The 25,283-nt window shown below is 41.1% G+C and carries 21 protein-coding genes, 2 tRNA genes and 1 pseudogene; 19 read left to right on the plus strand and 5 right to left on the minus strand.

Going from position 1 to position 25,283, the window contains the following annotated elements:
• Nucleotides 1-541 precede the first annotated feature (541 nt).
• The 4 genes from AC0YN7_RS02360 to AC0YN7_RS02375 all read left to right on the plus strand — a co-directional run bounded on the left by AC0YN7_RS02360 (nt 542) and on the right by AC0YN7_RS02375 (nt 4,761).
• A complete protein-coding gene (locus AC0YN7_RS02360) occupies nt 542-1,321 on the plus strand; it encodes a creatininase family protein (protein ID WP_475808332.1) in 780 nt (259 codons plus the stop codon).
• Nucleotides 1,322-1,351: 30 nt separating this feature from the next.
• Nucleotides 1,352-2,182: an SMP-30/gluconolactonase/LRE family protein gene (locus AC0YN7_RS02365; RefSeq protein ID WP_475808333.1), complete on the plus strand. Its 831-nt coding sequence runs from the start codon at nt 1,352-1,354 to the stop codon at nt 2,180-2,182.
• A gap of 845 nt (nt 2,183-3,027) precedes the next feature.
• The gene (locus AC0YN7_RS02370) at nt 3,028-3,921 is read left to right on the plus strand and encodes a DUF4275 family protein (RefSeq protein ID WP_475808334.1); all 894 of its coding nucleotides are present in this window, start codon (nt 3,028-3,030) and stop codon (nt 3,919-3,921) included.
• Nucleotides 3,922-3,963: 42 nt separating this feature from the next.
• Nucleotides 3,964-4,761: a lipid II flippase Amj family protein gene (locus tag AC0YN7_RS02375; protein ID WP_475808335.1), complete on the plus strand. Its 798-nt coding sequence runs from the start codon at nt 3,964-3,966 to the stop codon at nt 4,759-4,761.
• 886 nt (nt 4,762-5,647) lie between these two features.
• On the opposite strand, the gene AC0YN7_RS02380 is transcribed toward AC0YN7_RS02375, so the two are convergent.
• Complete coding sequence (locus AC0YN7_RS02380) at nt 5,648-6,502, minus strand: SDR family oxidoreductase (protein WP_475808336.1); 855 nt, start codon at nt 6,500-6,502, stop codon at nt 5,648-5,650.
• A 544-nt stretch (nt 6,503-7,046) separates the two neighbouring features.
• On the opposite strand from AC0YN7_RS02380, the gene AC0YN7_RS02385 reads away from it, so the two are divergent.
• The 7 genes and pseudogenes from AC0YN7_RS02385 (at nt 7,047) to mnhG (ending at nt 13,390) form a co-directional block, all read left to right on the plus strand.
• Nucleotides 7,047-7,463, plus strand: a complete 417-nt coding sequence (locus tag AC0YN7_RS02385) for a DUF2203 family protein (protein ID WP_475808337.1) — start codon at nt 7,047-7,049, stop codon at nt 7,461-7,463.
• Nucleotides 7,464-7,703: 240 nt separating this feature from the next.
• On the plus strand, nt 7,704-10,577 hold the full coding sequence (locus AC0YN7_RS02390) for a Na+/H+ antiporter subunit A (RefSeq protein ID WP_475808338.1): 2,874 nt from the start codon (nt 7,704-7,706) through the stop codon (nt 10,575-10,577).
• Between the two features lie 2 nt (nt 10,578-10,579).
• Entirely contained in the window at nt 10,580-10,918 is a 339-nt protein-coding gene (locus AC0YN7_RS02395) for a Na(+)/H(+) antiporter subunit C (protein ID WP_475808339.1), read from the plus strand.
• A complete protein-coding gene (locus AC0YN7_RS02400; RefSeq protein ID WP_475808340.1) occupies nt 10,911-12,407 on the plus strand; it encodes a Na+/H+ antiporter subunit D in 1,497 nt (498 codons plus the stop codon). The genes AC0YN7_RS02395 and AC0YN7_RS02400 overlap by 8 nt, the downstream gene beginning before the upstream one ends.
• A gap of 23 nt (nt 12,408-12,430) precedes the next feature.
• Nucleotides 12,431-12,766, plus strand: a pseudogene (locus tag AC0YN7_RS02405) (Na+/H+ antiporter subunit E); the annotation flags it as partial.
• Complete coding sequence (locus tag AC0YN7_RS02410) at nt 12,763-13,047, plus strand: Na(+)/H(+) antiporter subunit F1 (protein WP_475808341.1); 285 nt, start codon at nt 12,763-12,765, stop codon at nt 13,045-13,047. The pseudogene AC0YN7_RS02405 and the gene AC0YN7_RS02410, both read left to right, overlap by 4 nt.
• Entirely contained in the window at nt 13,040-13,390 is a 351-nt protein-coding gene (gene mnhG, locus AC0YN7_RS02415) for a monovalent cation/H(+) antiporter subunit G (protein ID WP_475808487.1), read from the plus strand. Before AC0YN7_RS02410 ends, mnhG begins: the two co-directional genes overlap by 8 nt.
• A 369-nt stretch (nt 13,391-13,759) precedes the next feature.
• On the opposite strand, the gene AC0YN7_RS02420 is transcribed toward mnhG, so the two are convergent.
• Nucleotides 13,760-13,969 carry a DUF2536 family protein gene (locus AC0YN7_RS02420; protein ID WP_475808342.1) on the minus strand — a complete coding sequence of 70 codons (210 nt, stop codon included), beginning with the start codon at nt 13,967-13,969 and terminating at the stop codon, nt 13,760-13,762.
• A 144-nt stretch (nt 13,970-14,113) separates the two neighbouring features.
• Here AC0YN7_RS02420 and AC0YN7_RS02425 point away from each other — a divergent pair, with 144 nt between their 5' ends.
• Both AC0YN7_RS02425 and AC0YN7_RS02430 read left to right on the plus strand, forming a co-directional pair.
• Nucleotides 14,114-15,793 carry a hypothetical protein gene (locus AC0YN7_RS02425; protein ID WP_475808343.1) on the plus strand — a complete coding sequence of 560 codons (1,680 nt, stop codon included), beginning with the start codon at nt 14,114-14,116 and terminating at the stop codon, nt 15,791-15,793.
• A 404-nt stretch (nt 15,794-16,197) separates the two neighbouring features.
• Nucleotides 16,198-17,592 (plus strand): M48 family metallopeptidase, encoded by a 1,395-nt coding sequence (locus AC0YN7_RS02430; RefSeq protein WP_475808344.1) that lies wholly within the window; start codon nt 16,198-16,200, stop codon nt 17,590-17,592.
• Between the two features lie 57 nt (nt 17,593-17,649).
• On the opposite strand, the gene AC0YN7_RS02435 is transcribed toward AC0YN7_RS02430, so the two are convergent.
• The 3 genes from AC0YN7_RS02435 to AC0YN7_RS02445 form a co-directional block, all read right to left on the minus strand.
• Nucleotides 17,650-17,726 (minus strand) — tRNA-Pro (locus AC0YN7_RS02435).
• 9 nt (nt 17,727-17,735) lie between these two features.
• Nucleotides 17,736-17,811 (minus strand) — tRNA-Thr (locus tag AC0YN7_RS02440).
• A 147-nt stretch (nt 17,812-17,958) separates the two neighbouring features.
• Nucleotides 17,959-19,284, minus strand: a complete 1,326-nt coding sequence (locus AC0YN7_RS02445; protein ID WP_475808345.1) for a hemolysin family protein — start codon at nt 19,282-19,284, stop codon at nt 17,959-17,961.
• Between the two features lie 297 nt (nt 19,285-19,581).
• Here AC0YN7_RS02445 and AC0YN7_RS02450 point away from each other — a divergent pair, with 297 nt between their 5' ends.
• The 6 genes from AC0YN7_RS02450 (at nt 19,582) to AC0YN7_RS02475 (ending at nt 25,151) form a co-directional block, all read left to right on the plus strand.
• Nucleotides 19,582-20,352: a DUF1836 domain-containing protein gene (locus AC0YN7_RS02450; protein WP_475808346.1), complete on the plus strand. Its 771-nt coding sequence runs from the start codon at nt 19,582-19,584 to the stop codon at nt 20,350-20,352.
• A 209-nt stretch (nt 20,353-20,561) separates the two neighbouring features.
• Complete coding sequence (locus AC0YN7_RS02455; RefSeq protein ID WP_475808347.1) at nt 20,562-21,473, plus strand: prenyltransferase; 912 nt, start codon at nt 20,562-20,564, stop codon at nt 21,471-21,473.
• Nucleotides 21,474-21,502: 29 nt separating this feature from the next.
• Complete coding sequence (locus tag AC0YN7_RS02460) at nt 21,503-22,231, plus strand: DUF6081 family protein (RefSeq protein WP_475808488.1); 729 nt, start codon at nt 21,503-21,505, stop codon at nt 22,229-22,231.
• Nucleotides 22,232-22,251: 20 nt separating this feature from the next.
• Nucleotides 22,252-23,655 (plus strand): ATP-binding protein, encoded by a 1,404-nt coding sequence (locus AC0YN7_RS02465; protein ID WP_475808348.1) that lies wholly within the window; start codon nt 22,252-22,254, stop codon nt 23,653-23,655.
• Nucleotides 23,648-24,346: a response regulator transcription factor gene (locus tag AC0YN7_RS02470; protein WP_475808349.1), complete on the plus strand. Its 699-nt coding sequence runs from the start codon at nt 23,648-23,650 to the stop codon at nt 24,344-24,346. The genes AC0YN7_RS02465 and AC0YN7_RS02470 overlap by 8 nt, the downstream gene beginning before the upstream one ends.
• A 64-nt stretch (nt 24,347-24,410) precedes the next feature.
• A complete protein-coding gene (locus tag AC0YN7_RS02475; protein ID WP_475808350.1) occupies nt 24,411-25,151 on the plus strand; it encodes a YwaF family protein in 741 nt (246 codons plus the stop codon).
• Nucleotides 25,152-25,283 lie beyond the last annotated feature (132 nt).

Here is a 25,283-nt window from a genome sequence, read left to right on the forward strand (position 1 = left end):
TTGTGTTGTGCTATTTGCTATTACTTAGTTGTATCGTCATCGAAAACCATTGATATTCTAAATGAATTTTCGACTAATAGAGATTATTATACTCATATATGAATCTTTTTCGAAATTAACAAAAAATCAGTCCGATCATGCAAAGATTTTGGCTCTTTTTTCCCTTAACATGAAAGCTAAGTTCGATTAAATGACTAAGGGGGCTTCATTGTATGACTAATTAAATTCGCACGGTAGTTGTAGGGTTGAATGATCTAGAAGTCGGCGGATGCCTGGCATTAATGCATTGATTACTCCATATATACTTATGAGAGAATTGCATCTACATAATAGTTTGACGGGACTTATTATATTGGATAGCTTGGGCGTGAGCGTGTTTTTTCTATTGCTGCTCGGAGGATTCATGCAGTCATCTAGTTGAAATTAATCAATTGCCAGTATGAAGAAATGACTTAATTCATTCGAAGAGTCATGGAGATTTAATTTGCAATACAGAATAGGTTAGCGGATCGGTTTATTCAGTGAATGGAGGTATATAGCTATGAAAGAAATTTATATGCATTATCTGACAAGAGAAGAAATTTCGGAGAAGGCACTTAATGGCTGCGCCATTGTTGTGCCGCTCGCGGCGACTGAGCAGCATGGACCGCATTTGCCTGTATTTACCGACAGCTTAATATGCGAGCATATTGTTTCTGGTGCAGTACGCGCTGCTGTTGAGGCCGTTGATGTGTTAATGGCTCCTGTCATCACGATAGGCTGCTCCCAGCATCACTTGTCATATGGTGGGACGATATCATACACATCCATGACCTATATGCAGATGCTGAGGGATATCGGAGAAAGCCTAATTACCGACGGCTTCAAAAAAATCATATTCATAAACGCGCACGGGGGCAACGAGCCGATCATGATCCAGACGGTTAACGATCTAGTAGTAAAACATCCGGTATGGGTGGCGTGTACAGCTTACTGGAGCGTTGCAAGATCAGCCATGACTGAGTTGAATGCTGCAGAGCTTGGAATGGTGCCTGGACATGCGGGTGGCTTCGAAACAGCTGCCGTTATGGCGCTTAATCCGCAGCTTGTGCGAACCGACCGCTTAGGTACAACTCATACGATGAGAGAATGGCTTAATTCGGGAACACTTGGAACCTTTATCGGGAAACATGGTGAGTTGACGGGATTCGATGGTTATACCGATGCCCCGCATAAAGCAACAGCTGAAGCGGGACGCGTTTTTTTAGATGCGATTTCGAAATGTGTTGCGGATTGGTTAGTAAACGTCGTACAGACGATGGATAAAGGCGGCGCAGTATGAAGAATGGCGAATCGCGGCGGAGGCGTTTAGTTGAATCATTTTATTGTGCAACGATTTACTGATCCAAAGACGTTTACTGTGGGAATTGAGGGGCCTGCTTGTGATCGTGAAGGCAATATTTATGCTGTTAATTATGAAAAGCAGGGTACAATCGGCAAAATTACACCGCAGGGAAAAGGAAGTATCTTTGTTGAGCTGCCAAATGGGAGCGTAGGTAATGGCATTCGGTTCAATCGAGCCGGCGAGATGTTCATTGCCGATTATGTTAATCATAATATTATCAAGGTTGACATGTATACACGAGAGATAGTAATCCATGCTCATGAACCACGTATGCATCAGCCTAATGATATTTGTATCACGAGTGAAGATGTTATATTTGCCAGTGATCCAGATTGGACGAACAGCAGTGGGAATCTATGGCGGATTAACACCGATGGGACTACGGTTTTACTGGCTGACGATATGGGTACGACTAATGGGATTGAGGTTAGTCCTGATGAGCAAGTGCTGTATGTGAATGAATCTGTACAGCGTAGAATATGGGCTTTTTCATTAGATGAAAACAACGATATTAGCGGCAAAAGGCTGCTTATCGAGTTTCCTGATTTTTCTCTGGATGGAATGCGCTGTGATACAGCAGGGAATTTGTATGTAACCCGCATTGGCAAGGGGGTGGTCGCCAAAATTTCACCCGCAGGTGAAGTACTGGCAGAAATCCCGCTCGAAGGGAAGGATTGCACGAACCTTGCTTTCGGCGGTCCAGAAGGAAAACACTGCTATGTCACCGTTTCTGACCTTGGCAATATTCAGGTATTTCAGACGGATATTGCCGGACGATGCTGGGAAATGTGGCGATGATAGAGATTTTCCAGAAATGAAGTATTTAATGCCGGAACCCTTCGAAAGCATAGGAATACAAGGACAACCTGTCCCGCATTACATATTCTATAGACCCTTACCTTAATACGTACAACTATTTTTAACTTCTGGGTTTGTGTTGGATGGAATGGAAGAACCAAGCTTCGAAAGAGAGAAAGTTAATAACAAGTTTGATTGGTATGATATTCCGCCCGTCATTATTTTGTGTTTTAAGAAACTAAAACCTGTCACGCTTGTTGATTATCCTAACACTTAAAACGGTAGCTTAACGGATTCACTAATAATCGCTTCAGTGTCCACTGCCTTATTAGCTAATCCCGCATAGTTTCAAAATTTGCACTTAAATGCGGCTGCAAGAGGGAGAACTGCGATTTAGTTTCAGAGGGTGAACTTAAATGCGGGGCTGGCTCAATCCGTGCCCACCTTCCGGTGAATTAACTGCATATTCTGAAACTAATCCGCCTCTACTAGCATAATGACTCTCATTAGATTCACAATGTGAAACTAATATAACTCATCTCCAAACCGCCAGAAGAATATGTACTTTCAATGCAATATCCTATCGACAAATAGAGGTTTGGTCAAGATCACTCCACTTTCATTGTCACATGGCAATCATTCCCGCTTCCAGATAGATTATTTTGATTAATCAGTATGCGTGATAATAAAATGAAATATTTATAAAAACGGTTGCTTCGGCAGTCGTTTTTTATTGAGTTGAGTATGGGATAAATATGGAAACAATACGCCGTTTATCATTTTTGGAGTATAATGGAAGGAGAATTGAGGAAATCAAGCGACTAGGTTGTTTAGGAGGTTAGTGAATGTTTCCTAAAAAGAGGCATGTAGCAATTGACTCTGAAGGTTGGGCTGACAATGAAGAGGAAGGTCAAGTAAGTGTGGTTGTGACTTTTCCTGATCGTACAAGTTGGATGTCTCATTTCTATACTTTTAAATGTGTTGAATCTATTCGCCAGAATTATCTAAGTTTAGGAAATAAACCGTATATGTGGGCATCTAATCCGCTAATCTTAGTGGATAACATAAGTAGAGGGCGTATTGAAGCAGTAATTGATGAAATTATCGCAAACGATACTTTTGAGTACATGTTTGAATTTTTTTGCCCAGTACTGGAAAGAGAGCTTGATCGATACCCCAAAGGGTTCTTTGACGATCAATGTGTGATGGATCAAGATTTTGTTATCAAATATGCAAATACGCTTAAACAAATGCTAGACCATTCAAGTAATAAGATGAAGGATGAAGTCAAGCAATTTCTATTTGGTGAACGAGACGAGGGAATGTATAATCTGAATCTGCTGGCTGTGCTTCAAGACAGGAATATTATCGTTTCCCAGCTGAATAATCAAGGACCAGAGTTAAGAAGTAAGTGGGCAAACAATTTTGCAAAAGGCTTAAGCTATGAAGAACAACAATCGATCTATTTTGACCATTTTTTATGGCATCTATTTAGTTATAAAAGAAGACCGTGTTTGATAAAAGAACAGGCCATAGAGGCTTTTAATCATGTGAAAAAACAACAATGTTATATCTTCTATCAGGATTTGGATCATGCGTTGTTCGTTATCAATGGGGCTGATTTAGATTTGGATTATTTTGAAATGGATTCTGATATCTACATCGTTGATAAAGATTTTAAATGGACATACGTAAAGACACATGAATCGGAACTCGGGCCGTATTTTTGTTATTTGTAAAGGAGTTAACGTTATTACTTTATTAGGATGAGGTGTGTTTGTTTGTTCGAACAAGTAGTCATTGTTGCGCTATTTACCTTTATTATTCATCTCTCAGAGACACTTACATATTCGCTTCGCTTAGCAGGAGTACGTTTAGGGAAATTAGCAGTATCCTTGTCTTTGACTGGAATCATTCTTTTAATATCAAGAACAGCAAATATGGTTCAAGGACCACTTACAGGCAAAATCATTGATTTCGCAAAAATAAATCCGGATTTTGATCTCATTACTCATTTTCGGATTATAATTGGTTCAGCTACAGCAGGGACATTTGTTGCTTTATTACTGTTTCCGTCAGCTGTTTTTCTTGCTTCTAGAGTAATATCCCATTTAGAAGTAGCAGGTTCCATTCCACAAATGATCCGTTCAGCCGTTTCCATTCAAAAAATAAGTAATACAAAATACCATTTACGCCCTCCAAAGCTATCGATGCTGTCACGATTAAGAATCGGAGGCATTCCTAAAAGGATAGTAATTCTTAATTTAGTGGTTACTGCTATTTATACAATAGGAGTATTAGCCGCTTTACTTGCTTCTACATTTACAATAGAATATTCGACGGCTGCAACACAAGCTTCGGGTCTAATCAATGGGATAGCTACGATTTTACTAACCATACTCATTGATCCGCAAATTGGTTTAATTACGGACAAAGTTCTTCGGGGCGAAAAAGAGGTCGCTGCGCTTAATAAGATTTTTGGATTATTAATGATATCCCGATTATTGGGAACCGTCTTTGCCCAGCTATTACTGGTACCAGCTGCTTATTGGATTAAATGGATAGTGTCTGTTATATAGAATATCCCTCTTCAAGGAGGTATTGATAAGTGAAATATTCTATCATCGGGTTGATTGCTTCTGTGGGGTGCATCATTCTTAGTGGCATGTTTTTGTTCTGGAATCCATATTCATCGTCATCAGCGGGAGTGGATACTATTCTTAGCTTCTTTATCACTTTAATTTTACCTGCGATTTTAGGCGTCATAAACTCTTTTATGAAAAATCGTTTTCTCATGTATATCATATTTATATGGTCATTACCTTGTGGACTTTATTTATCTATTGCTTCAGTACCAAGTATCTGGAACCTCTTTGGTTTAGTTCTGATTCTATATTTCGTTGCTGCCTTCCAGATGACGAGAACAAAGAGAAGTGTAACGAACTAAAAGAGTAATGATAAAAGCTAGATAGTTCCAAAAGTGGTTATTCATCAGTAACACATTAGAATGGATATTGTACAGTCAAACAGCTGAAATTTTACTTTCCTATGTGTTTGAATGGAAATGATACAATCTAATAGGTATTTAGAAACACTTTGTCTGCGGAATGGACGATTAGATTGGATGAAATACAGTCTGAGGTTAAATATGTCGTTTTGATATAGAGTTAGTTGTATGAAATACAGTCAAATCTGAATATGATGAGTAATATTTTTCCATTATCAATAAACCTTTAATCTCAACGTGCAAACTTCTCCAGGGACAGCGTCTCACAGCGGCGAATAGGATCTGTTTCATTCCGGATAGCAGCAGCTCACAGCGGCGAATAGGATCTATTTCATTCCGAATAGCAGCAGCTCATTTAAAGCCTCGCGTCGCTCTTTGTCAACGAATGCGGTAGTCCAGTACTTTATTTACTTGTCCTAGACTACCGCTTTATATTTTGTATTGTTCAGTCTAATCCTTTACTTTCCCTTTCGCGTCAACTCAGCAAGCGTATTCCACTGTTCAGAAGTAACCTCTGATAAACTATTGAATTGACCTGCGCCCTGCAGCCATTCGCCTCCATCAATGGTAACGACCTCCCCGTTAATATAAGCTGCATAATCAGATATTAAATAAGCCGCCAAATTAGCAAGCTCTTCTTTATTACCGACCCGCCTAAGAGGAATTCGACTTAACATTTTCTCTTCCAGTTCGGGAGTAGGCGAGAGACGGGACCAAGCGCCTTCCGTTGGAAAAGGCCCTGGTGCTATGGCGACCTGCCGAATGCCATAAGGTGCCCACTCTACAGCAAGGGAACGGGTAAGGGCTAAAACGCCTGCTTTTGCTGCAGCGGAAGGAACGACGAAGCCTGAGCCAGTGGCAGCATAGGTCGTTACTATGTTAAGCATAGTTCCACCGCGTCCTTGCTCAATCCATCTTTTTCCGACCTCTAGGCTCGTATAGAAGGTACCATGCAGGACGATATTTAAGACGGCATCTACTGCTCTGGGTGAGAGGCGCTCGGTAGGACTTATGAAGTTACCAGCCGCGTTATTAATGAGTACATCAATATGTCCAAAATGAGCTTCCACCGCTTCAATTAATTCGAAAACTTGCGCAGGGTCTCGAACGTCACAGCTTTTGTAAAACACTTCATTTCCAATAATGCTCATTTCAGAGGAAGCCTGTTTCAACACCTCCTCACGTCGGCTGGCGATAGCGAGTTTAGCGCCTAGCTCTAGAAACTTTTCCCCCATAGCACGTCCAAGCCCAGTTGCGCCTCCTGTAATCAGCACTACCTTATCCTTCAACAGATCACTCGAAAAAGCTCCCATTCCTCACTCTCCCTAGAACCAGAATGATTCTGCCATAATTCTCAGCATACTTATTCATATCAACTCTAAGAGCAGCTTAGAAGTGTTACAATTTTGTAATGGATACTGTCACATCAATCGATAGCTCAGCATATCACTTTCTTATATAATTATTCAAATAACGGATATAAGGAGAAAGAGATATTTTCACTCCTATTTGGCATTGGATTTTTTTGTTTTTATCGAACGCGGAGAAGAAAGGAAAGTAATCCGTTCTTGTATATTTACGCAGAGCCTTTATTCTGCTTATAATTGGTATTATTCATCACTATTTTCAATCAGGTGATGCGTTACTCTATTATACAATCATTAGTTTGCTGCTAATCCCGTTTTACCGAGCATAGGCTATCGTAGACCTAATAGTAGGAATAGTACTGATCGCGGCTGGTTGTTTTTTTGGATTTCCTGTATTAACACGAAAAATAACGAAATAATCGATTGCGTTAAGTAGAATGGAAATCGGTGACGCTTTCTAGTAAACTTAAAAGCAAGGAGTGGATGCATAATGGAAAATAAAACGTTTACGCTGAGTGAAGCAAATGCGCTGCTGCCTCAGTTGAAAGTAGATTTAATTAGACTTCAGACATTATCAAAGCAATTTGAGAAACAGTATACAGAGCTGCAAAACGAAAAAAAAGCATACATGCAATCATCGGTTCAGGCTGTCGCTATACAAGATCCGTTTTTCGAGGCGGAAGGCCAGCTTGAGTTTATGCGTATTGAAGCTGATCTGTTAATTGAAAACTTTAATCGAAAAGGTGTTCACCTTAAAATGATTAATCCGGGGCTGATTGACTTTCCTGCGGTACTGAATGGCGAGGATATTCTGATTTGCTGGAAAGAAGGCGAAGAGAGCATCGGCTACTATCATGGCTTAAATGATGGATTTGTCGGCCGTAAGCCGCTGCCTGATACTTTATAAATAGCGTAAATATTCTTGACAGTAATAAGCTGACAAGGATATACTAATCATGCTTTTGCCAACAAACGAATAATTATGCTTTACCGGAGGAGCCTGCCAACAGCGGGCTCTTTTTGCGTTTTTTTGGAAATTTAAGAGAAAAAGACGTACTTTTAATGGAAATTGGAGAAGCTTATGGAGAAGTGTTTTTATGCGTTTCGAAGTAAATTTCGTTTCACAAAAATTTAAGGAGTGGAAATATTGTCTCTACTGCACATCGCTATCATTTTACCTTTCTTATTTGCAGCATTAGTCCCATTCCTACACAAATGGCTGAATCGTATTCACACAGGCTGGTTTATACTGCCTTTGCCAGCATTGCTCTTCGTTTTTTTTGTTACGCATATTCCTTCCATACAGAATGGAGAGAGCATGATGGCGGTAATCCCATGGATTCCGTCGCTAGGCGTTAATTTTACGGTTTATTTGGATGGACTAAGCTTATTATTTGCTCTACTTATAACGGGAATCGGAGCTCTCGTTATTCTATACTCCATTTTTTATTTAAATAAGAGGAAGGAAGCTATTCATTCTTTTTATGTTTATCTGCTCTTATTTATGGGGGCTATGCTTGGAGTCGTGATTTCAGACAATATGATGGTGCTTTACGGGTTTTGGGAGCTAACAAGCATTTCATCTTTCCTTCTGATCGCTTTTTGGCATAAGAAGGAGAAGTCGAAGTATGGCGCCTTGAAGTCACTACTAATTACTGTGTTTGGCGGCCTGTCGATGCTGGCTGGATTTGTCCTGATGTATGTTATGACGGGTACATTCAGCATCAGAGAGATTATTGGCAATGTAGATTTACTTGCTGGAAACTCCTTATTTATTCCCGCAATGCTTCTTATTTTACTCGGCGCTTTCACGAAGTCAGCACAGTTTCCCTTTCACATTTGGCTGCCGGATGCGATGGAAGCTCCAACTCCTGTAAGCGCATATCTTCATTCCGCAACGATGGTCAAAGCGGGTCTTTACTTGGTAGCGAGGTTTAGTCCCATATTTGCCGGGCAAGCGGAATGGTTCTGGCTTGTATCCGTCTTTGGGATCGTGACCTTGATATATGGTTCTTTTCGAGCGCTTAAACAAACGGATTTGAAGGCAATACTTGCTTTTTCAACGATCAGTCAATTAGGTCTCATCATGAGCTTGCTTGGTCTTGGATCAGCGGCCGCGTTCTACACGGGTACAAGTGATTCTTTGTTTTATGCGAAGGCAACGATGGCTGCTATTTTCCATCTGATCAACCACGCCGTATTCAAAGGTGCTTTGTTCATGGTAGTTGGCATTGTTGACCATGAAACGGGAACAAGAGATATTCGAAAGCTTGGCGGTTTAATGTCTCTCATGCCGGTTACTTTCTCAATTGCCTTAATAGGAACGTTCTCTATGGCAGGATTGCCGCCATTCAACGGCTTTTTAAGTAAAGAAATGTTTTTTACAGCGGTGCTGAATATTATGCAAATGGATATTTGGAACATGCAGACGCTGAGTGTGTTATTCCCGCTCATCGCTTGGATAGCCAGCATATTTACATTTGGATACAGCATGATTTTGCTTTTCAGAACGTTTACAGGTAAAGCACAGCTCGAGAAACTCGAGAAGAAACCACATGAAGCACCAACAGGGATGCTGATTTCTCCTATTGTATTAGCTTCTTTAGCTGTTGTGTTCGGTCTGTTTCCAAATATATTGTCTTATTCATTGATTGCACCGGCGATGGCGGCGATACATCCACAGCTGTTGCAAGCGAGGGAGCGATTTGAGGTTGAAATTCAATTTTGGCATGGCTGGACGACTGAAATTTTTATGACAATAGGTGTTGTCCTATTAGGGGTAATACTATTAAAACTTCACAAACGATACAGAGTTCTTAATCAGCCTGTTATTAATCGTATCTCATTAAATCAATTGTATGATTCGGGTCTTCAATTGCTTGATCGATGGTCCAACCGAATAACGAATACGTATATGACGGGTTCAATCCGTCACTATGTCATCTACATTTTTGTTTTTCTAATCGCAGCAGTAGGTATTACGATGGCGGGCCCTGTGAATATTTCGTTTGACAGTTCGAACTATGCTCCAATGTCAACTTACGAAGCGATTATTATTGCGGTGCTGTTGATTTCGGTAATTGCCGTGCCATTCGCCAAGTCGCGATTAATGGCCATTATTTTAACGGGAACGGCTGGTTACATGGTCACCTTGTTTTTTGTTATTTTCCGTGCGCCGGATTTGGCGTTAACCCAAATGGTCGTAGAGACGGTGTCGGTTGCGTTGTTTCTCCTGTGCTTTTATCATCTTCCTAAATTAAAAAAAGAAGTAGCAACTATTCGATTCAAGCTATCAAATTTCCTGATCGCGCTCGGTGTCGGAATAATTATGACCCTTATTGCACTTAGCGCTAGCAGCAGCAGGTCGTTCGAGTCCATTTCCGACTTTTTCCTCAAAGAAAGCTATAATTTGGGCGGTGGAAAAAATGTTGTGAACGTTATACTCGTAGATATTAGAGGTTTCGATACGTTATTTGAAATCGTAGTGCTCGCAATCGCCTCTTTAGGCATTTATGCCTTAATCAAGCTGAAGCTAGATTCTAAAGAGGAAGCAAAGCAGACTAAGCAAGAGAGAGAGCATGAATACGCTGTTTCTGCAGTCAAAAGTAATGACGTCATTCTTAAAACAATTGCAAAACCCGTCGTTATTATGATTTTGATATTCTCTCTCTATTTATTTTATGTCGGTCACAACAAACCAGGCGGAGGGTTTATTGGAGGTCTTATCACGTCAGGAGCGTTTGTATTGCTTGCAATGGCGTATGGTATGAAAACGATCCAGAAGGTCATTCCGCTCGATTTTCGAAAAGTGACGGCAATTGGATTATCGACCGCCTTGTTGACGGGTATAGGGTCCTTCTTTTTCAAAGTGCCCTTTTTAAGCCATACCTTTAATTACTTTGATATTCCGATAATTGGACATGTTGAGCTGGCTACAGCGCTCTTGTTTGATCTGGGTGTGTATCTGACTGTGGTTGGTATTACGATGACCATAATTTTGACAATAGGGAGGGATAAGTAGCAATGGAGCTATATATGTCACTTGCGATTGGTGTAATATTCACAGTCGGTGTTTATCTCCTATTATCGAAGAGCTTGCTGCGCATTATATTGGGCACTTCTCTTCTAACGCACGGCGTTCACTTGCTGCTGCTGACCATGTCTCGTTTAAAGACAGGTGCGGCACCGCTGCTTGGGGATAAAATAATGTCCTACGTCGATCCTTTGCCACAGGCTCTTATTCTTACATCGATCGTGATCAGCTTCGGTGTAACCTCGTTTTTCTTTGTGCTCGCCTATAAGGCTTATCAGAAATTAGGGACGGATGATATGGAGCAGCTAAGGGGGAGCGAGGATGATTAACTTGCTAGTATTTCCGATCCTAATCCCTTTGTGTACAGCTGTTATCCTTATCTTTCTTAATAAGAAGGTAACTCTGCAAAAATGGATTAGCGCGATAAGCATGGTTCTTAATGTTGGTGTTGCCATTATGATCTTGTACAAGGTTCGCGAGGAAGGGATTCAGACGCTGCATATGGGAGGCTGGCTGCCGCCTTATGGAATTGTGTTCGTAGCTGATATGCTCTCCGCCATACTCGTGCTTACAACCGCTATCGTAAGTTCATTTTGTTTGTTTTATGCGTTTAGCAGCATTGGCAAGGAGAGAGAGCGCTATTACTTCTACCCGTTTTTTCAATTTTTGCTCGTTGGAATAACCGGCTCGTTTCTTACGGGCGATTTGTTCAATTTGTTTGTCTGCTTCGAGGTTATGCTCATTTCATCTTATGCGTTGATCGTATTGGGAGGAACAAAACGTCAGCTTCGTGAAACGTTAAAATATATATTGATCAATATTATTTCGTCTACATTATTTGTTGCGGCGGTCGCTTATTTGTATGGTGTTGTTGGAACGCTTAATATGGCCCACTTATCACTTCGTGTGGCGGAAGCGGGTCAGAGTGGCGTACTGAACGTCATTGCGATATTGTTTATCGTTGTCTTCTCGCTCAAGGCGGGTTTGTTCTTGTTCTTCTGGCTGCCTGGCTCTTATAGCGTGCCACCCGCAGCAGTTACGGCTTTGTTCGGGGCATTACTGACTAAGGTGGGCTTGTACGCGCTAATACGTATGTTTACCCTCATTTTCTATCATGAGCCATTAGTGACACATAGCTGGATCGGATGGATGGCTGCAGCCACCATGATTTTAGGTGCGATTGGGGCGGTTGCCTATTCTGATATCCATCGCATTATGAATTACAATGTCGTAATCAGCGTCGGCTTCATCGCCTTTGGACTGAGTGTAGCTACGAAGGAATCATTGGATGGCGCTATATTTTATTTGCTGCATGACATGATTGCCAAAGCGCTGCTGTTTATTTTAGGTGGAATGATTATTAAAGCGTCCGGCACTAATCATATTAAGGAAATGGGCGGCTTAATCAAACGTTTTCCTTTAATGGGATGGATGTTTCTGATAGCTGCGCTAGCGATTGCGGGAATTCCGCCATTTAGCGGCTTTGCAGGTAAGCTGATGATAATTCGAGGTGGATTATATGATCAGGCATACTGGTTAACGGCGATTTCGCTCGGTTCAAGTTTAATCGTGCTTTATTCCTTAATTCGAATCTTTATGCTCGCATTCTGGGGAGAAGAGAAGCACCAGACAGAACAGAAGCTGCAGATAGGACAGACTCCAGTAGTTAGCAGGGGAATGACCCTTTCCGCATTCGGGCTGTTTCTCATTGTGATTCTTATGGGCTTTGGTTCGGAATGGGTATACCAGTTTGTATCCGAAGCTGGAGATACGTTGATCAATCCGACCATTTATATTGACGCCGTATTAAAGGAGTAGTGGAGATGGTCATGCATATTGTATTTTACATCAAAAAAATAGGACCTTTACTTAAGCTGCTGATCTTGTTTAACAAAGAGCTGTTCATATCGAGCTTCGCTGTAATCGGACAAATAATACGTCCAAAGCTTGCGATACGTCCAGGCATCTTCGCCTATAAGACGGAGCTGGAGTCAGACTGGGAAATAACGGTGCTTTCCTGTCTCATTTGCTTGACTCCAGGGACACTTACATTAGATGTATCTCATGATGGTCGGACTTTATATATTCATGCGATGGATATAGAAGACAGAGATATACTCTCAGATCAAATTAGAAATAGCTTTGAGCTTGCTATCATGGAGGTGACCCGGTCATGATCACACATTTTCTGACGGCTTCATTGATCATATTATCGTTTTCAATCATTGGCTGTATGTATCGTTTGCTAAAAGGACCATCTATGGCGGACCGAATTGCGGCATTAGATACAATCGGCATTATTTTATTGTCGATGATCGCGATTATTTGTATGCTGCTCAAAACTGTTGCCTATATGGACATTATATTGTTGATAGGAGTTCTTACATTTATCGGTACAATAGCATTCTCCAAATATATCGAAAGGGGTGTCGTTATTGAGCATGGAGATGATGAGTAAGATTGGCGAGCTGCTGATTGGACTATTGATATTGTCAGGAGCTTTGATTTGCGCGTTAAGCGCGTTTGGCTTGATCCGGCTGCCAGACGTCTATTTACGGTCACATGCGGCGACCAAAAGCGCGACGTTAGGCGTACTGTTAATCCTCTTTGGAGGGTTCCTCTATTTTATGCTTTATTTGGATCATGTTAGTGTGAAGCTGCTTCTAGGCATTTTATTCGTATTCATAACTTCGCCTGTTGCCGGACATATGAATGGACGGGCGGCCTATCGGACAGGGGTTCCATTATGGGAGAAAAGCGTTTATGATGACCTCAAGTATGACGTAAAGCCAAAAAAATAACGAAGATGTAATTCGATACGACTAGATAACATTCAAATAAAAAGACCATTGCTTCTCGATCGGAGAGAGGCAATGGTCTTTCTTTAATAATCGGGGAGTATAAGATTTATTCATGATCCCTTTGTATGTAAGCGATTGAAAGCCGGTTAGCATGGATTTTGTACATTCAAAAGTCCATCTATCTCATTTTTTATTGATTGAATGTAAAATATCCAATCAAACACAATGTTTGGGACCATTTAATCGTTGCATACATGATTTGGTTGGATAAAATACAGTCTAACTCAAAAATTTCACTTTTGATGGAGCTTTGATTGGATGTAATACAGTCAAACTAAACTAGGTATCGTTACTTGGGCAACAAATTAATCATTTCTTAGCTTTAAAATGAACAACAGCTGTATAGTGTACCTTCTCCGTCTTATGGTTAAACACAGCATGATGGCTGACCGTAAATACATCGAGCATAAGCGCCTTATTATTTTGAACCTGCTGGTCGATTTTGAGTTCTAATGTTTTTAGGTCGTAGGCTTCAAAAAATTCTATTTTATTCTCCAATAAATCCAAGCGAAAATCCATTTCTTTATCTCCTGTCGATTATAGCGTTTATTATCTCTTTTCCTTTATTATACATGGCACTTGATGAGGTTACCAATCATATTATCAATGACAATTGCATAATAAGAGGTTATAATTGGTGCAAATTAGGAGGAGGTACATGAAATGGAAAATGATTTATCGCTCTCGCAACGAATTTGGAAATATAAGCTTCACTATATTATTGTTATTCCTGCATTTATGCTCTTATTTATTTTTAAAATATGTCCATTAGTATACGGGATCTTGTTGTCATTAACTGATTTTAAACCGTTTCTAGGTATTTTCAATAGCGAATGGGTTGGTTTTAACAACTTTGATTATTTGTTTAAAGAACGCAACTTTCTAAATGTCCTGACCAATACACTAGTAATAAAAATCCGATATATCTTAGTCAGTGGTGCAGCTGCATTCATAATAGCGTTAGCTTTGAGTAGTATAAGCTCCAAATGGCTGCGACAAGCCTTTGCTTCCTTGTTTCTAATTCCATTCTTTATTCCGTCTGCAGTTTTCGCCTATATTGCCATTTTTCTCGTTTCACCGTCACAATCTCCATTCCTTCAAGGGGAACTATTCGTATTGGCTGATCCTGCACTCTTCCCGCCTTATCTGATATTTGTTGAGGTGCTCAAAACCTGTGGCATCCCGATCGTGATTTCTCTTGCTGCTATTGCTTCCAAGCATGCTTCGTCTTCGGCTAGCATGTCGTATAAAGCGAGTTACATTCAAATGAATGTCATACCTGCGCTCAAAGCGGTTGCAGCATTCATGATTATTCAAATGTCCGTCCTATTATCTACAGACCCCGAGCTTATTCATAGCTTGTTAAATCCTTTGGTTTATGAAAGCGGGGATGTCCTTAGTACGTACAATTTCAGAACGGGTTTACTGAATATGGAAGTCAGTGTCAGTGCAGCAGCAGGAGTTATACAGTTTGTTATTCAATTGTTATTAACGATAGCTGCCTATTTTATAATAAAAGGATCGTTCTTTAGTGAGCTATTTAGCAGCTTTTCACCAAATGTCGATGTTCTGGCTAACAATAAAGGTCGGAGCTTAGCGGGAACAATTATTACGGCATTATGCGCCATTGTTGCGCTGCTTCCGATCTACTTCTTATTTGTATACCCAGTTGTAGCAGGCAAAGAAGAAGGGAGCATCACATTATTTGAACTGCTCCCCATAGGAAACGTCATTCTTTTCCTGTTTATAAATTTTGCGGCAGTGATGATTTACTTGCTTATCACAGTTACTCTTGCTTATCCGCTAACTGTGAAGAGTTTACCTGGCCGCGGGCTATATAAACTAGTTTTGATCGTTCTATTAGTAATGAGTGCAGGGTCAGTGAATGAGTATATGTTCTTTCACAATATGGGGATAACAAACACGATATTTCCTCAGCTTTTTACGGGGTTCTTTAATCTCGTAAGTGTGTTTGTTCTAAAAAGTATTTTTAATAGTAAATACAGCGCTTTGAAAGCTGATGCTGAGACTGGTGGCAGAGGTGAGTTAAACACGTTTTTTACAATCTTCATTCCGAAAATATGGAAGCCGTTACTAGCTCTCGGCATCCTTCAATTCGTATCCTTATGGAATTCATATTTACCTTCTTTGATGTATACATCAAATTCACAAGCGTATTCGCCCGTAATGAGATTCATGCAGCTTATGCAATCAGGTGAGCAGAATGTTCCTTTAGTGTTACAAATGGGAGCGCTGCTTAGCGTGCCAGCACTCTTATTGTTTCTATTATTCCGCAAATGGATCACATCGGAAGTAATGATTAGCCAATATCGCAAACTGTAGTCCACTATTTATAAGTTGGTTTTGTTCAAATTGAACTTTATTTCGATCAGCCCCCTTGCTAATAAGCTTAGAATAATTGAAAAATTGCTAAATTGTTAACGGTTTGGATGAATTTATTCGAAAATATGTTGTAAAATAAACGCAATAGATAAAGGGAGGCAAATGTAGATGGATGTTCCTGTTGGAATTTGGGTTGTTTCTGGCGTTATCGTTTTATTGCTTTCTTGGATGACCTTATGGATCACGAAGAAAGCATATTCCAAAAAATGGGATGACTCTGATCAATAGAAAACTGAAAATGGAGAGGGGCTCCCAGGCTAATAAGCCGGAGCTTCTTTTTTTTTACACGCCAGAAGGGAATTCGTGTATACTATTGGTATTGTTTTTAGAAGGGGTTGTATGAATTGAGTCCGAACTACACAGATCCATCACTTATTCATCGGAAGGAGAATCGGTATTATGTAATTGCATTAATTTTTAGTATTTTGGTGTATTTCGCTTTATTTATTTCGATTATCGGATGGTTTATTATACCAATAATAGTCCTTCTGCCACTTCTCGCCCAAGCGATTATGATGGCGAGTATCCGAATAAATGGCGTCCGTATTACACCGCGGCAGTTTCCAGAGGTATATGAAGAGATACAGGCACAGTGCAATAAAATGGGCTTCTATAAGGTGCCAGACATATACGTTATGGAGTCCAGCGGTGTACTAAACGCATTCGCATCGCGTTTCTTTGGACGAAATATGATCGTGCTCTACTCGGACTTATTTGAGTTGATTCAAACGGGAGGAAGCAAGGAGGTTTCCTTTGTCATTGCTCATGAGCTGGCCCATATTCAACGGAATCATTTAACTAAGCAATTGTTCATCCTGCCTGCATTATGGTTTCCGTTCATTGGTGAAGCCTATTCGCGCGCTTGTGAGTATACATGTGATCGGATGGCCACATACTACTGTGAAGATGCTGAGGCGGCGATGAATGGCTTGACGATTTTGGCAATTGGCAAGTCACTGTACAAAAAAGTTGATCGTGAAGAGTATGTTATGCAGTGCAGTCAGGAAAAAGGGTTCTTTGTTTGGTTAGCAGAAAAGCTGTCCACACATCCTCCGCTGCCAAAACGCATTCATGCAATCCAACAATATATGGGTATTAGCTCACAAGTTGTGTTTCGCACCTCCAAAGTGGGCATTATTGTTGTCCTTTCCATCGTAGTTGTCATTGTAGGCGCAGCCTCAGTAGGTGTTATTTTCGCTGATAACATTACAAAGATAACAGAAACCTTCTTGGAGTCATCTGAGGATGAGTTGTTAGGAGCCGCTTTAGAAGGCGATTATGATCGTGTACAGCAATTGCTGGACTCTGGAAGCAATCCGAATATATCGGATGAAGAGGGCTGGACAGCGCTTATGTGGGCCGCACAAAATAACGACACGGCAATTGCTGGAGCTTTAATTGAGGCAGGCGCTGATCTGGATTTCGCAGAGTACACGTATGAAGAAACAGCATTAACTGTTGCATTGTACAATGACAGTAAAGAGATCGTTGCATTGCTGCTTGACCACGGAGCAAATCCAAATTTGCAGGACAGCAATGGCTGGACGCCGTTAATGACCGCAGCGACGAATGGGTTTATCGAAGTTGCTCAGCTGTTATTGAATGCAGGAGCAAATCCTGCTTTAACAGATGACAGTGAGAGAACAGCAGCCGATTACGCAGTTGAAAGCGGATTTGATGATTTAGCGGAGCTGCTGCTAGCGACAGATGAACAATTAGAAAAAAAGAAAGAAGCTTGATTTCTCAAGCTTCTTTCTTTTTTTTCTATATATGTATTTCATTTGTTCAATTCTCTATGGTCGGGACGACACGATTTGAACATGCGACCCCCTGGTCCCAAACCAGGTGCTCTACCAAGCTGAGCTACGTCCCGAGAAAGAAGTGGTGCCGTCGAGAGGACTTGAACCCCCAACCTACTGATTACAAGTCAGTTGCTCTACCAGTTGAGCTACAACGGCACGTGTTATGTGTGAGACACAAGATGTATTATTACACAGAATATTATAGAATGGCAAGTGTTTTTTTTAAAGTTTTTTATTTTTATTAAAAATAGCTATAAAAAAGGCCACCCGCATTGTTGGAATGGCCTTTTGATAGGAAATGGTTTATGCAGTTTCACTTTCAATTTCGGACTCATCATCTTTATCCTGAAATTGCATTTCCACTTTGCGTATCCTATTTTTACTCGTTTCACGAATAATAAATTTGTATTGCTCGTAAAAAAGCTCTTTCCCCGGTTTAGGATCCTGGACTTGACTATAAAGCCAGCCGCCAACCGTATCAACATCCTCATCCTCGAAGTTCATGCCTGTTAGGACAGTAAGCTCGTCTAGTGAAACTTTGCCATCAAGCAGGTAGCTTGTATCAGAGAGCTGTTCGACTTCTTTTCTTTCGTCAGCATCGAATTCATCTCTAATTTCACCGACTATTTCTTCAAGAATATCTTCGATCGTAATAAGTCCAGAAGTTCCGCCGTATTCATCTACAAGAATAGCGATATGAACGCGTTCTAGCTGCATTCTTTTGAGAAGCATTTTGACTGGTGTAACCTCAGATACGCTAAGTACAGGATAAACGATCTTCTTGAAATCGAAACCTTTGTCTTGCTCAAGCTCCAGAAATAGCTGCTTCGTATTAATCATGCCTACAATGTTGTCTTTGCTCTCCTGTGCAACCGGGAAGCGTGTATATTGTTCCTTACGTATAATGTCCATGTTATCTGCCAGTGATTTGTTTGTATATAAACAAATCATATCGGTGCGCGGCACCATAATTTCTTTGGCAAGCAATTCGTCAAAAGCGAAAATTCGGCTAACGTATCCATACTCCGTATTGTTAATTTTACCGCTTTGGTAGCTCTCGTTAAGAATAATTTGAATCTCTTCTTCGGAATGCGCTTCTTCATTCTCAGTAGCAGGTTTAAGACCAAACAGACGAACTAATGCATTAGCAGAGCCGTTTAGTAACCAAATGAACGGAAACATAATTTTGTAGAAAAGAATAATCGGTTTTGCTGTATGAAAGCTAATAAATTCAGCCTTCTGAATAGCCCATGTTTTTGGAGCAAGTTCACCGATTACGACGTGAAGAAACGTTACTGAACTAAATGCGATAATAATGGATAAGATATGACTATAATCACCACTAATATTCCAGTTTTCAAATAAGGGTAAAAGCAATAGTTCAACTGTTGGTTCTCCCAACCAGCCAAGCCCGAGTGCTGTGATTGTTATACCTAATTGACAGGCTGACAAGTAGGAATCCAAGTTGCTCGTAACCTTTTGAACGGCAAGCGCGTTCTTCCGGCCCTCAAGCACTAACTGATCAATTCTGCTTGAACGTAGTCTAATAATTGCAAACTCCGTTGCGACGAAAAAAGCAGTTAATAAAATAAGAAGAGCAATCATGAATAAACTAAATCCTATACCCATTTCCGTTTCTCACTACCCTTTTTTTTATAGATTTTTGAATGCATATAAACTACTATAACGAATGATTAGTGGTTGTGACAAACACCATATCCAACGTTAACAGACGTTAAAGCGCTTTGAGAGCGATTATTCGATAAGCAAAAGCTTATTCTCATTGATTTTCGACCCTTTACAACTGTCTTGCTCGGACATATGATGAGTTCATAAGAACTTGTAACATTTAAAACATATCCAGTGTGGTCAGAAGTGTTCTTTGCCACTATTGATTCATATTATTTTGCAAAAGGAGGAGCGACTATGGTATCTTTTACGCTTACTCGAAAAGAAATGGCTTGCTTGCTGCTTGCTATGGATGGGAGCTTTGGTCAGAAGCCGCTCCAAGTTCTGCATTCCGCATGGAGTAAGACACATCAATCCGAGCTGAAGGAAGGAGCAGTACTGCCCTCTTTTCTTGCTATGATATTACCGCCAATTGTTGAGAAGCTGATTAAAGGTAATGAAATGAAGGGTTTATCTCTTCATGAGATTGCGGATTTGGGACAGCTGATAGAATATTCGAACCTTTCGATTACATCGATGCAAAATTGGGTTAAAAGAGATTTTAAACGTTATTTTGATTGTCCAAAGGCTGGCAAAAAATATTCATTAAACCAAGCGGCGCTTTTATTTATCATTGATGATTTGAAATCTAACCTAGATTTTGAATCGATACGCAAGCTGCTTGAAATTGTTTTAAAAAAACCTGAGGATGAGACGGCTGATTTAGCTGGTCCTTTAGAACTCTATGCATCTTACACGAGTATGTTTGAAGAGCTTGATGCGAATAATGACCAACTGCTCGATATATCCGGACAATTGAGAGGAAATCCTCATCGGGATTCAATAACTGAGCGAGTCATTCGTACTTCTGCCAACCAGTTTGCAAGTCGACTGCCTAATTTATCCGACCAGCAAAGGGAATCGGTACGTAATTTATTGCTCATTGCTGTTATTTCTATTCAAACCTCCTACTTTAATTCCATATCGAGACGATATTGCAATGCTACCATATTCCTTAATCAGCAGTAGATGTAGAATGTTAGTTTTATGATCAAGTAAAAAATGCGGTATCAGGCAGGCACAACCCAGTTTAGCTTAAGTGGGTTATGCCTGCCTTTTTAACGATATAACCTATTTGCCGATTCAGGATTCATATTAAATCCATCGGTTATCAGTTGACTACCAGTGAACAGTAGTGGTTCAATTGTACTAAAGACAACGTAGAGGGGATTGCAACAATGTTTAAACAATTTTTGAAGGCATCTAGGGTTCGTGTTATTCCGGTTATGCTTATTCCGGTTGCGTTAGGCGCGCTGGGTGCCTATGTTTGGAATGGAATATTTAATCCGCTGCTGTTTGCCATTACACTGCTTGGAGCTGGGGCAGCTCATTTATTTTCCAACATGATTAATGATCTTTGGGATTATTATAATGGAACGGATATCGAAGCGTCGACGACGGAAGGGGCAATTTCAACCAACTCTGGTTATTTGACCAAAGGGACGTGGAGCATCCGTGTATTTGCTGCTGTTACATGGTCATTGTTCGCCATTGCAGCTATATGTGGTATTATACTTAGTGTTTATAGCGGTTGGCCGGTGCTCGTATTCGGCGTGCTCGGCGCTTTGATTGCATATTTCTATGTGGCTCCGCCCATTCAGTTTGGATATCGAGGCAAAGGATATAGCGAAATTGCGATCCTGTTGTCATTTGGCATTTTGCCGGTTGTAGGCGCTTATTATGTACAAACTTCATTGCTTGATCACCGGGCGCTGCTTTTGTCACTGCCAATCGGACTGCTTACGACTTTAATTTTGTTTAATCACCATTTCTTGCATTGGCAGGCTGATCGGCAAGCAGGCAAGAAGACGCTGGTTGTCGTCTGGGGCGAACGTCGAGCGTTGTTATTCTCTCGAGCGCTGCTCGCGCTGGCCTATTTATCGCTCGTTCTATGTGTAATAACAGAAGCGCTTCCAATCTTCGCTCTACTTGCGCTACCTACCGCTATTCCGCTATATATGGTGTATGGGAGATTGACTTCATCCAATGAGTCTAGAGCGTATTTGCCTTTAATGGGAGCATCGCTACGAGCAACGATTCAATGCGGATTAATATTAATTTTATCTTTAATTGTTCAAGGACTTTTGTAATAAACTCAACTTAGAAAGAGGGTCAGATGATGGAAAAGCAATGGACATTAGGCGATTTTCATACGATATTAAACGAGGGAGAAGTATGGAAGATAGGCGGATTTCCACTTCCTGACGGTTCCTTCTGGCAGTATCGCGAGCCGAACGCGGTCGTTATCGTTCGCAATGGTATTTTATATGTGCGGGCTCCGCTAAGCCGTTCTAATGATCAAATCCAAATTCTAGATAACGCAAAGCATATGTATTATTCAGCTGAGCCTGTAAAGGTGCCCGAAACAGGAGAAATAAGCTTTGAACTGCAAATTCGCGCTCGTTCACAAAATACAGCGCCAAATGATTTGTATGATGGCTTCGTATCCTTGAATTTGTTGGATTTTTCTACTGGTGGAGCATTGGACTTTTTTGCTAGCAATGATAAATATGCAAGTGTGTACGCAGTACTGCCGTTCCCAGGAGTGCAAGTGCCTGAGACAGACAAAACACGATATTTTTGCGTATTCAAAGAAGATACAGATTTTGAGGCAAGAGAGTTCAATACTTATAAAATTTCGTATAATCGATCTGCTGATGAAGTGGTTTTCTTTATTAATGGCAAGGAGATACGCAGGGAACGTGATGTGCCTGTCAAATTTAATCAATTCACCGTTGCGCTCGGCATAATGACAGAGAAGGATTTAACGCCGGAGGGCAGCGTTTCTGTGCATGATCAAGTTATTATAGGTGAATGGTCGCCGATTAAGATTGAAATAAAAGAGTAGGTTAGTGAAGGGGCTGCCATATGTTATTCGTTCTTGTAGCTTTATGGGCTGTTGCGTCTATTATATGGCTTTCAGATCGACGAGCTGCCATTAATCATTGGCTAGGAGCTGTTGCTTTTTCTGGAGGAGCAGGCGCACTTGCAGCTGTATTGGATATGCTATGGATTCCAGCAGCGGCGGAAGCGGGAATGAATGAAGCGGGGCAGCTCTTGCTTTACAACGTTCAGGCGTTATCCTCGCTATGTTCTTACTACGGTCTCCCCTATTTTGTTCTTATGTTCGCACAAGCTTATCAACCAATTGATTTACCTAAGCCATTACAACGGCTTGTTCCGTACTTACTTTTGCTGCCCATAGTAGGCTGCATTTTGTTTACACCTCACTACACGGAGATGTATCCGATCAGCTTTAAAGTAGTTGTGTGGTGGGCTGTTCCTTATATCTGGTTGGGTACTATTCAAATATTGCTTAAAAAACAACCCCATGCCGCATTTTCGCGCACGCACTGGATTATTTGTTTCGCGTTAATTCCGCCGGTTCTGTTTTGTTCAATCATGAACTATTTGCTGCCAAGCCTAGGGATGCTTCGAATGTGGGTCTACAATACGTGGATTGTAGGATTAGGTGTTGCTGTGTTCGTTATCGGACTATTCACCTATGGCTTCATGGGAGTCCGAATTATGGTTGATCGCCGCAGATATGATTCTACCTTGCGAGCAGTCACATCAGGGACAGCGATATTAAATCACGCGATCAAAAATGACGCCGGTAAAATACGCCTATTCTCTGAAAAGATGAAGTCATATGCGATATCATCCGACCAGACTGAGCTGTTGGCAGATGTTGAAACAGTACTCAATGCTTCTCGTCATATGCAGGAGATGATGCAGAGGGTACATCGCCGAACAGAGGATTTAGTGCTACGGATGGAAAAAGCGGATATGTCAACGCTTATTAGGAATACATTGAAGTCATATGAGCCTGTTCTTGGGGAGGTTCGTTTGAACAGCAGCTTAGCCGAAGGGTGGATATGTACAGTTGATACCGCGCAAGTCAGCGAAGCGCTTGGCAATATTATAGGTAATGCGCTTGAGGCGATGAAGGGTGAAGGTGAGCTGCAAATACATTTTACAGAAACAAAGCGCGAGCTCATTATTGAGGTTCGCGATACAGGTCCTGGTATAGATAAGAGGGAAATTGCCAAAGTGCTTGAGCCGTTCTATACAACGAAGAGCGTCAACGACGTCAATTTTGGTCTTGGCTTGCCCTATGCCTATCATGTAATGCGCAAGCATAAGGGAATGCTGCTGCTTCAAAGCAAGGTTGGAAAGGGGACCTCCGTTTATATGAACTTTCCGAAGCGGAATGTTCGAGCGGAGAAGGCAAGCTTCATTCAGACGCAAGGGAGAGAAGTGCATGGATAACATTCGTTTGTGGATTGTAGAGGATGATCCGGATTGGCTCCGAGGACTTACTGATTATTTAAGCAGGGAGCAAGATATTGATGTCGTATGGACAGCTAGCCGAGCGATTGATGTGCGTCAGGCGCTTATAGAGCAGCAGTCGTCTCAAACTGCAGTTGATGTGGTGCTAATGGATATCATGCTGGACGGACATCCTGACGGCATTGTGCTAGCTGAGGAAACCTCTGTCGCAACTGGCGCTCGCGTCATCATGCTCACTTCCATGGAGGAGAAGGAGCTTATATTCCGTTCCTTCCAAGCAGGCGCGATTGACTACCAAATCAAATCAGATTTTGAAGGCTTGCCGGCAGCCGTTAGATCTGCTTATAAAAGTCAATCCCCTATAAATAGTGCGGTTGCAGAGCGAATGCGCGAGGAGTTTAGACGTTTGAAGCTGCTTGAGCGTGAGTTTGAGGTGAAGAAGCTGAACGATCTTATTACTCCATCAGAGCTGCAGCTGCTGGATTTAATTGATAAGGGCTATACGCAGCCGCAAATTGCAGACAAGCTGGTTGTTTCGATCCGAACAGTCAAAAATCATGTCAACCATATTTTGAAAAAAATGAATTTGACAGGGTCGAGGGAGGCAGCCAGCAAAGTAAAGGAAATGGGCTTATTTCATGAGAAGCATGATAAGGATAGTACCATGTGATGATGGTACTATTTTTTTTTTGCAGTTTTTTTACAATAGGAGTAAGAAGAGAGGAGGGAGAAGTATGGTTTTTGAAGTATTCTCTACCGCACACAACAGTGCATTGACAACAGCGGCTTTGGTTTTTGTCTCTATTATCGTATTTCGGGAGCAACTGAGACGACCAAAGTTGAATCAAGCGTTCCGATATGGATTAGCGCTGCTATTACTATGCTGTGAGGGGTCACTCCAAATGTCTTATATACTGGAGCATCGCTGGGATGTTGGATCACTGCCGTTTCAGCTATGCAGTCTGACGCTCCTGTTGTCAGCTGTCCTATTAATTACGCAGAACAGGAAGTTTTACGCGATTATCTTTTTTCTAGGCAGCATGGGCGCTTTGCAAGCGTTATTGACGCCTAACTTAGACGAGACATTTCCACACTTCAGATACTTCCACTTCTTTCTCGCCCATATCGGCATTATCAGCACGGCAATATATATTACCGCTGTAGAGCGATATCGACCTCGTTTTAAATCATTGCTAGGTGCTTTGCTCTGGCTGCATGTACTGGCTATTCCGGCTTTTCTTACGAATGTTTGGTCGGGAGAAACGAACTTCATGTTTCTCGCCCGTAAGCCTGGTACAGGCTCTCTGCTCGACATACTATCGCCGTGGCCATGGTATATACTGCAGCTTGAATTTGTAGCATTCTTATTGTGCTTGCTATTGCTGTCGATGATTTCCTTATTGGACGTAGTACGCCGCAAGAAGAAGTTGGTAACTCTTATTTCACGTTTAAATTTATTTAAGGCTTGGAGATAATAATCGGAGTTGCTTGACAACAAATAATAAATAATATAAAGTTACTAACAATAAGTAATCAATTTTATTTTAAATGGTTACTAAATTAAGATTTGAATCGCAGAAGCGGTCACACACAACTGAAGGGCAGGA

It is taken from the genome of Paenibacillus sp. J31R122, assembly GCF_056269185.1.

Excerpts from the sequence above, each read along its gene's own strand:
- AC0YN7_RS02360 (WP_475808332.1), top strand. The coding sequence starts at position 542 with ATGAAAGAAATTTATATGCATTATCTGACAAGAGAAGAAATTTCGGAG.
- AC0YN7_RS02370 (WP_475808334.1), top strand. The coding sequence starts at position 3,028 with ATGTTTCCTAAAAAGAGGCATGTAGCAATTGACTCTGAAGGTTGGGCT.
- AC0YN7_RS02380 (WP_475808336.1), bottom strand. The coding sequence starts at position 6,502 with ATGGGAGCTTTTTCGAGTGATCTGTTGAAGGATAAGGTAGTGCTGATT.
- AC0YN7_RS02385 (WP_475808337.1), top strand. The coding sequence starts at position 7,047 with ATGGAAAATAAAACGTTTACGCTGAGTGAAGCAAATGCGCTGCTGCCT.
- AC0YN7_RS02395 (WP_475808339.1), top strand. The coding sequence starts at position 10,580 with ATGGAGCTATATATGTCACTTGCGATTGGTGTAATATTCACAGTCGGT.
- AC0YN7_RS02400 (WP_475808340.1), top strand. The coding sequence starts at position 10,911 with ATGATTAACTTGCTAGTATTTCCGATCCTAATCCCTTTGTGTACAGCT.
- AC0YN7_RS02410 (WP_475808341.1), top strand. The coding sequence starts at position 12,763 with ATGATCACACATTTTCTGACGGCTTCATTGATCATATTATCGTTTTCA.
- mnhG (WP_475808487.1), top strand. The coding sequence starts at position 13,040 with ATGAGTAAGATTGGCGAGCTGCTGATTGGACTATTGATATTGTCAGGA.
- AC0YN7_RS02420 (WP_475808342.1), bottom strand. The coding sequence starts at position 13,969 with ATGGATTTTCGCTTGGATTTATTGGAGAATAAAATAGAATTTTTTGAA.
- AC0YN7_RS02425 (WP_475808343.1), top strand. The coding sequence starts at position 14,114 with ATGGAAAATGATTTATCGCTCTCGCAACGAATTTGGAAATATAAGCTT.
- AC0YN7_RS02445 (WP_475808345.1), bottom strand. The coding sequence starts at position 19,284 with ATGGGTATAGGATTTAGTTTATTCATGATTGCTCTTCTTATTTTATTA.
- AC0YN7_RS02450 (WP_475808346.1), top strand. The coding sequence starts at position 19,582 with ATGGTATCTTTTACGCTTACTCGAAAAGAAATGGCTTGCTTGCTGCTT.
- AC0YN7_RS02455 (WP_475808347.1), top strand. The coding sequence starts at position 20,562 with ATGTTTAAACAATTTTTGAAGGCATCTAGGGTTCGTGTTATTCCGGTT.
- AC0YN7_RS02460 (WP_475808488.1), top strand. The coding sequence starts at position 21,503 with ATGGAAAAGCAATGGACATTAGGCGATTTTCATACGATATTAAACGAG.
- AC0YN7_RS02465 (WP_475808348.1), top strand. The coding sequence starts at position 22,252 with ATGTTATTCGTTCTTGTAGCTTTATGGGCTGTTGCGTCTATTATATGG.
- AC0YN7_RS02470 (WP_475808349.1), top strand. The coding sequence starts at position 23,648 with ATGGATAACATTCGTTTGTGGATTGTAGAGGATGATCCGGATTGGCTC.
- AC0YN7_RS02475 (WP_475808350.1), top strand. The coding sequence starts at position 24,411 with ATGGTTTTTGAAGTATTCTCTACCGCACACAACAGTGCATTGACAACA.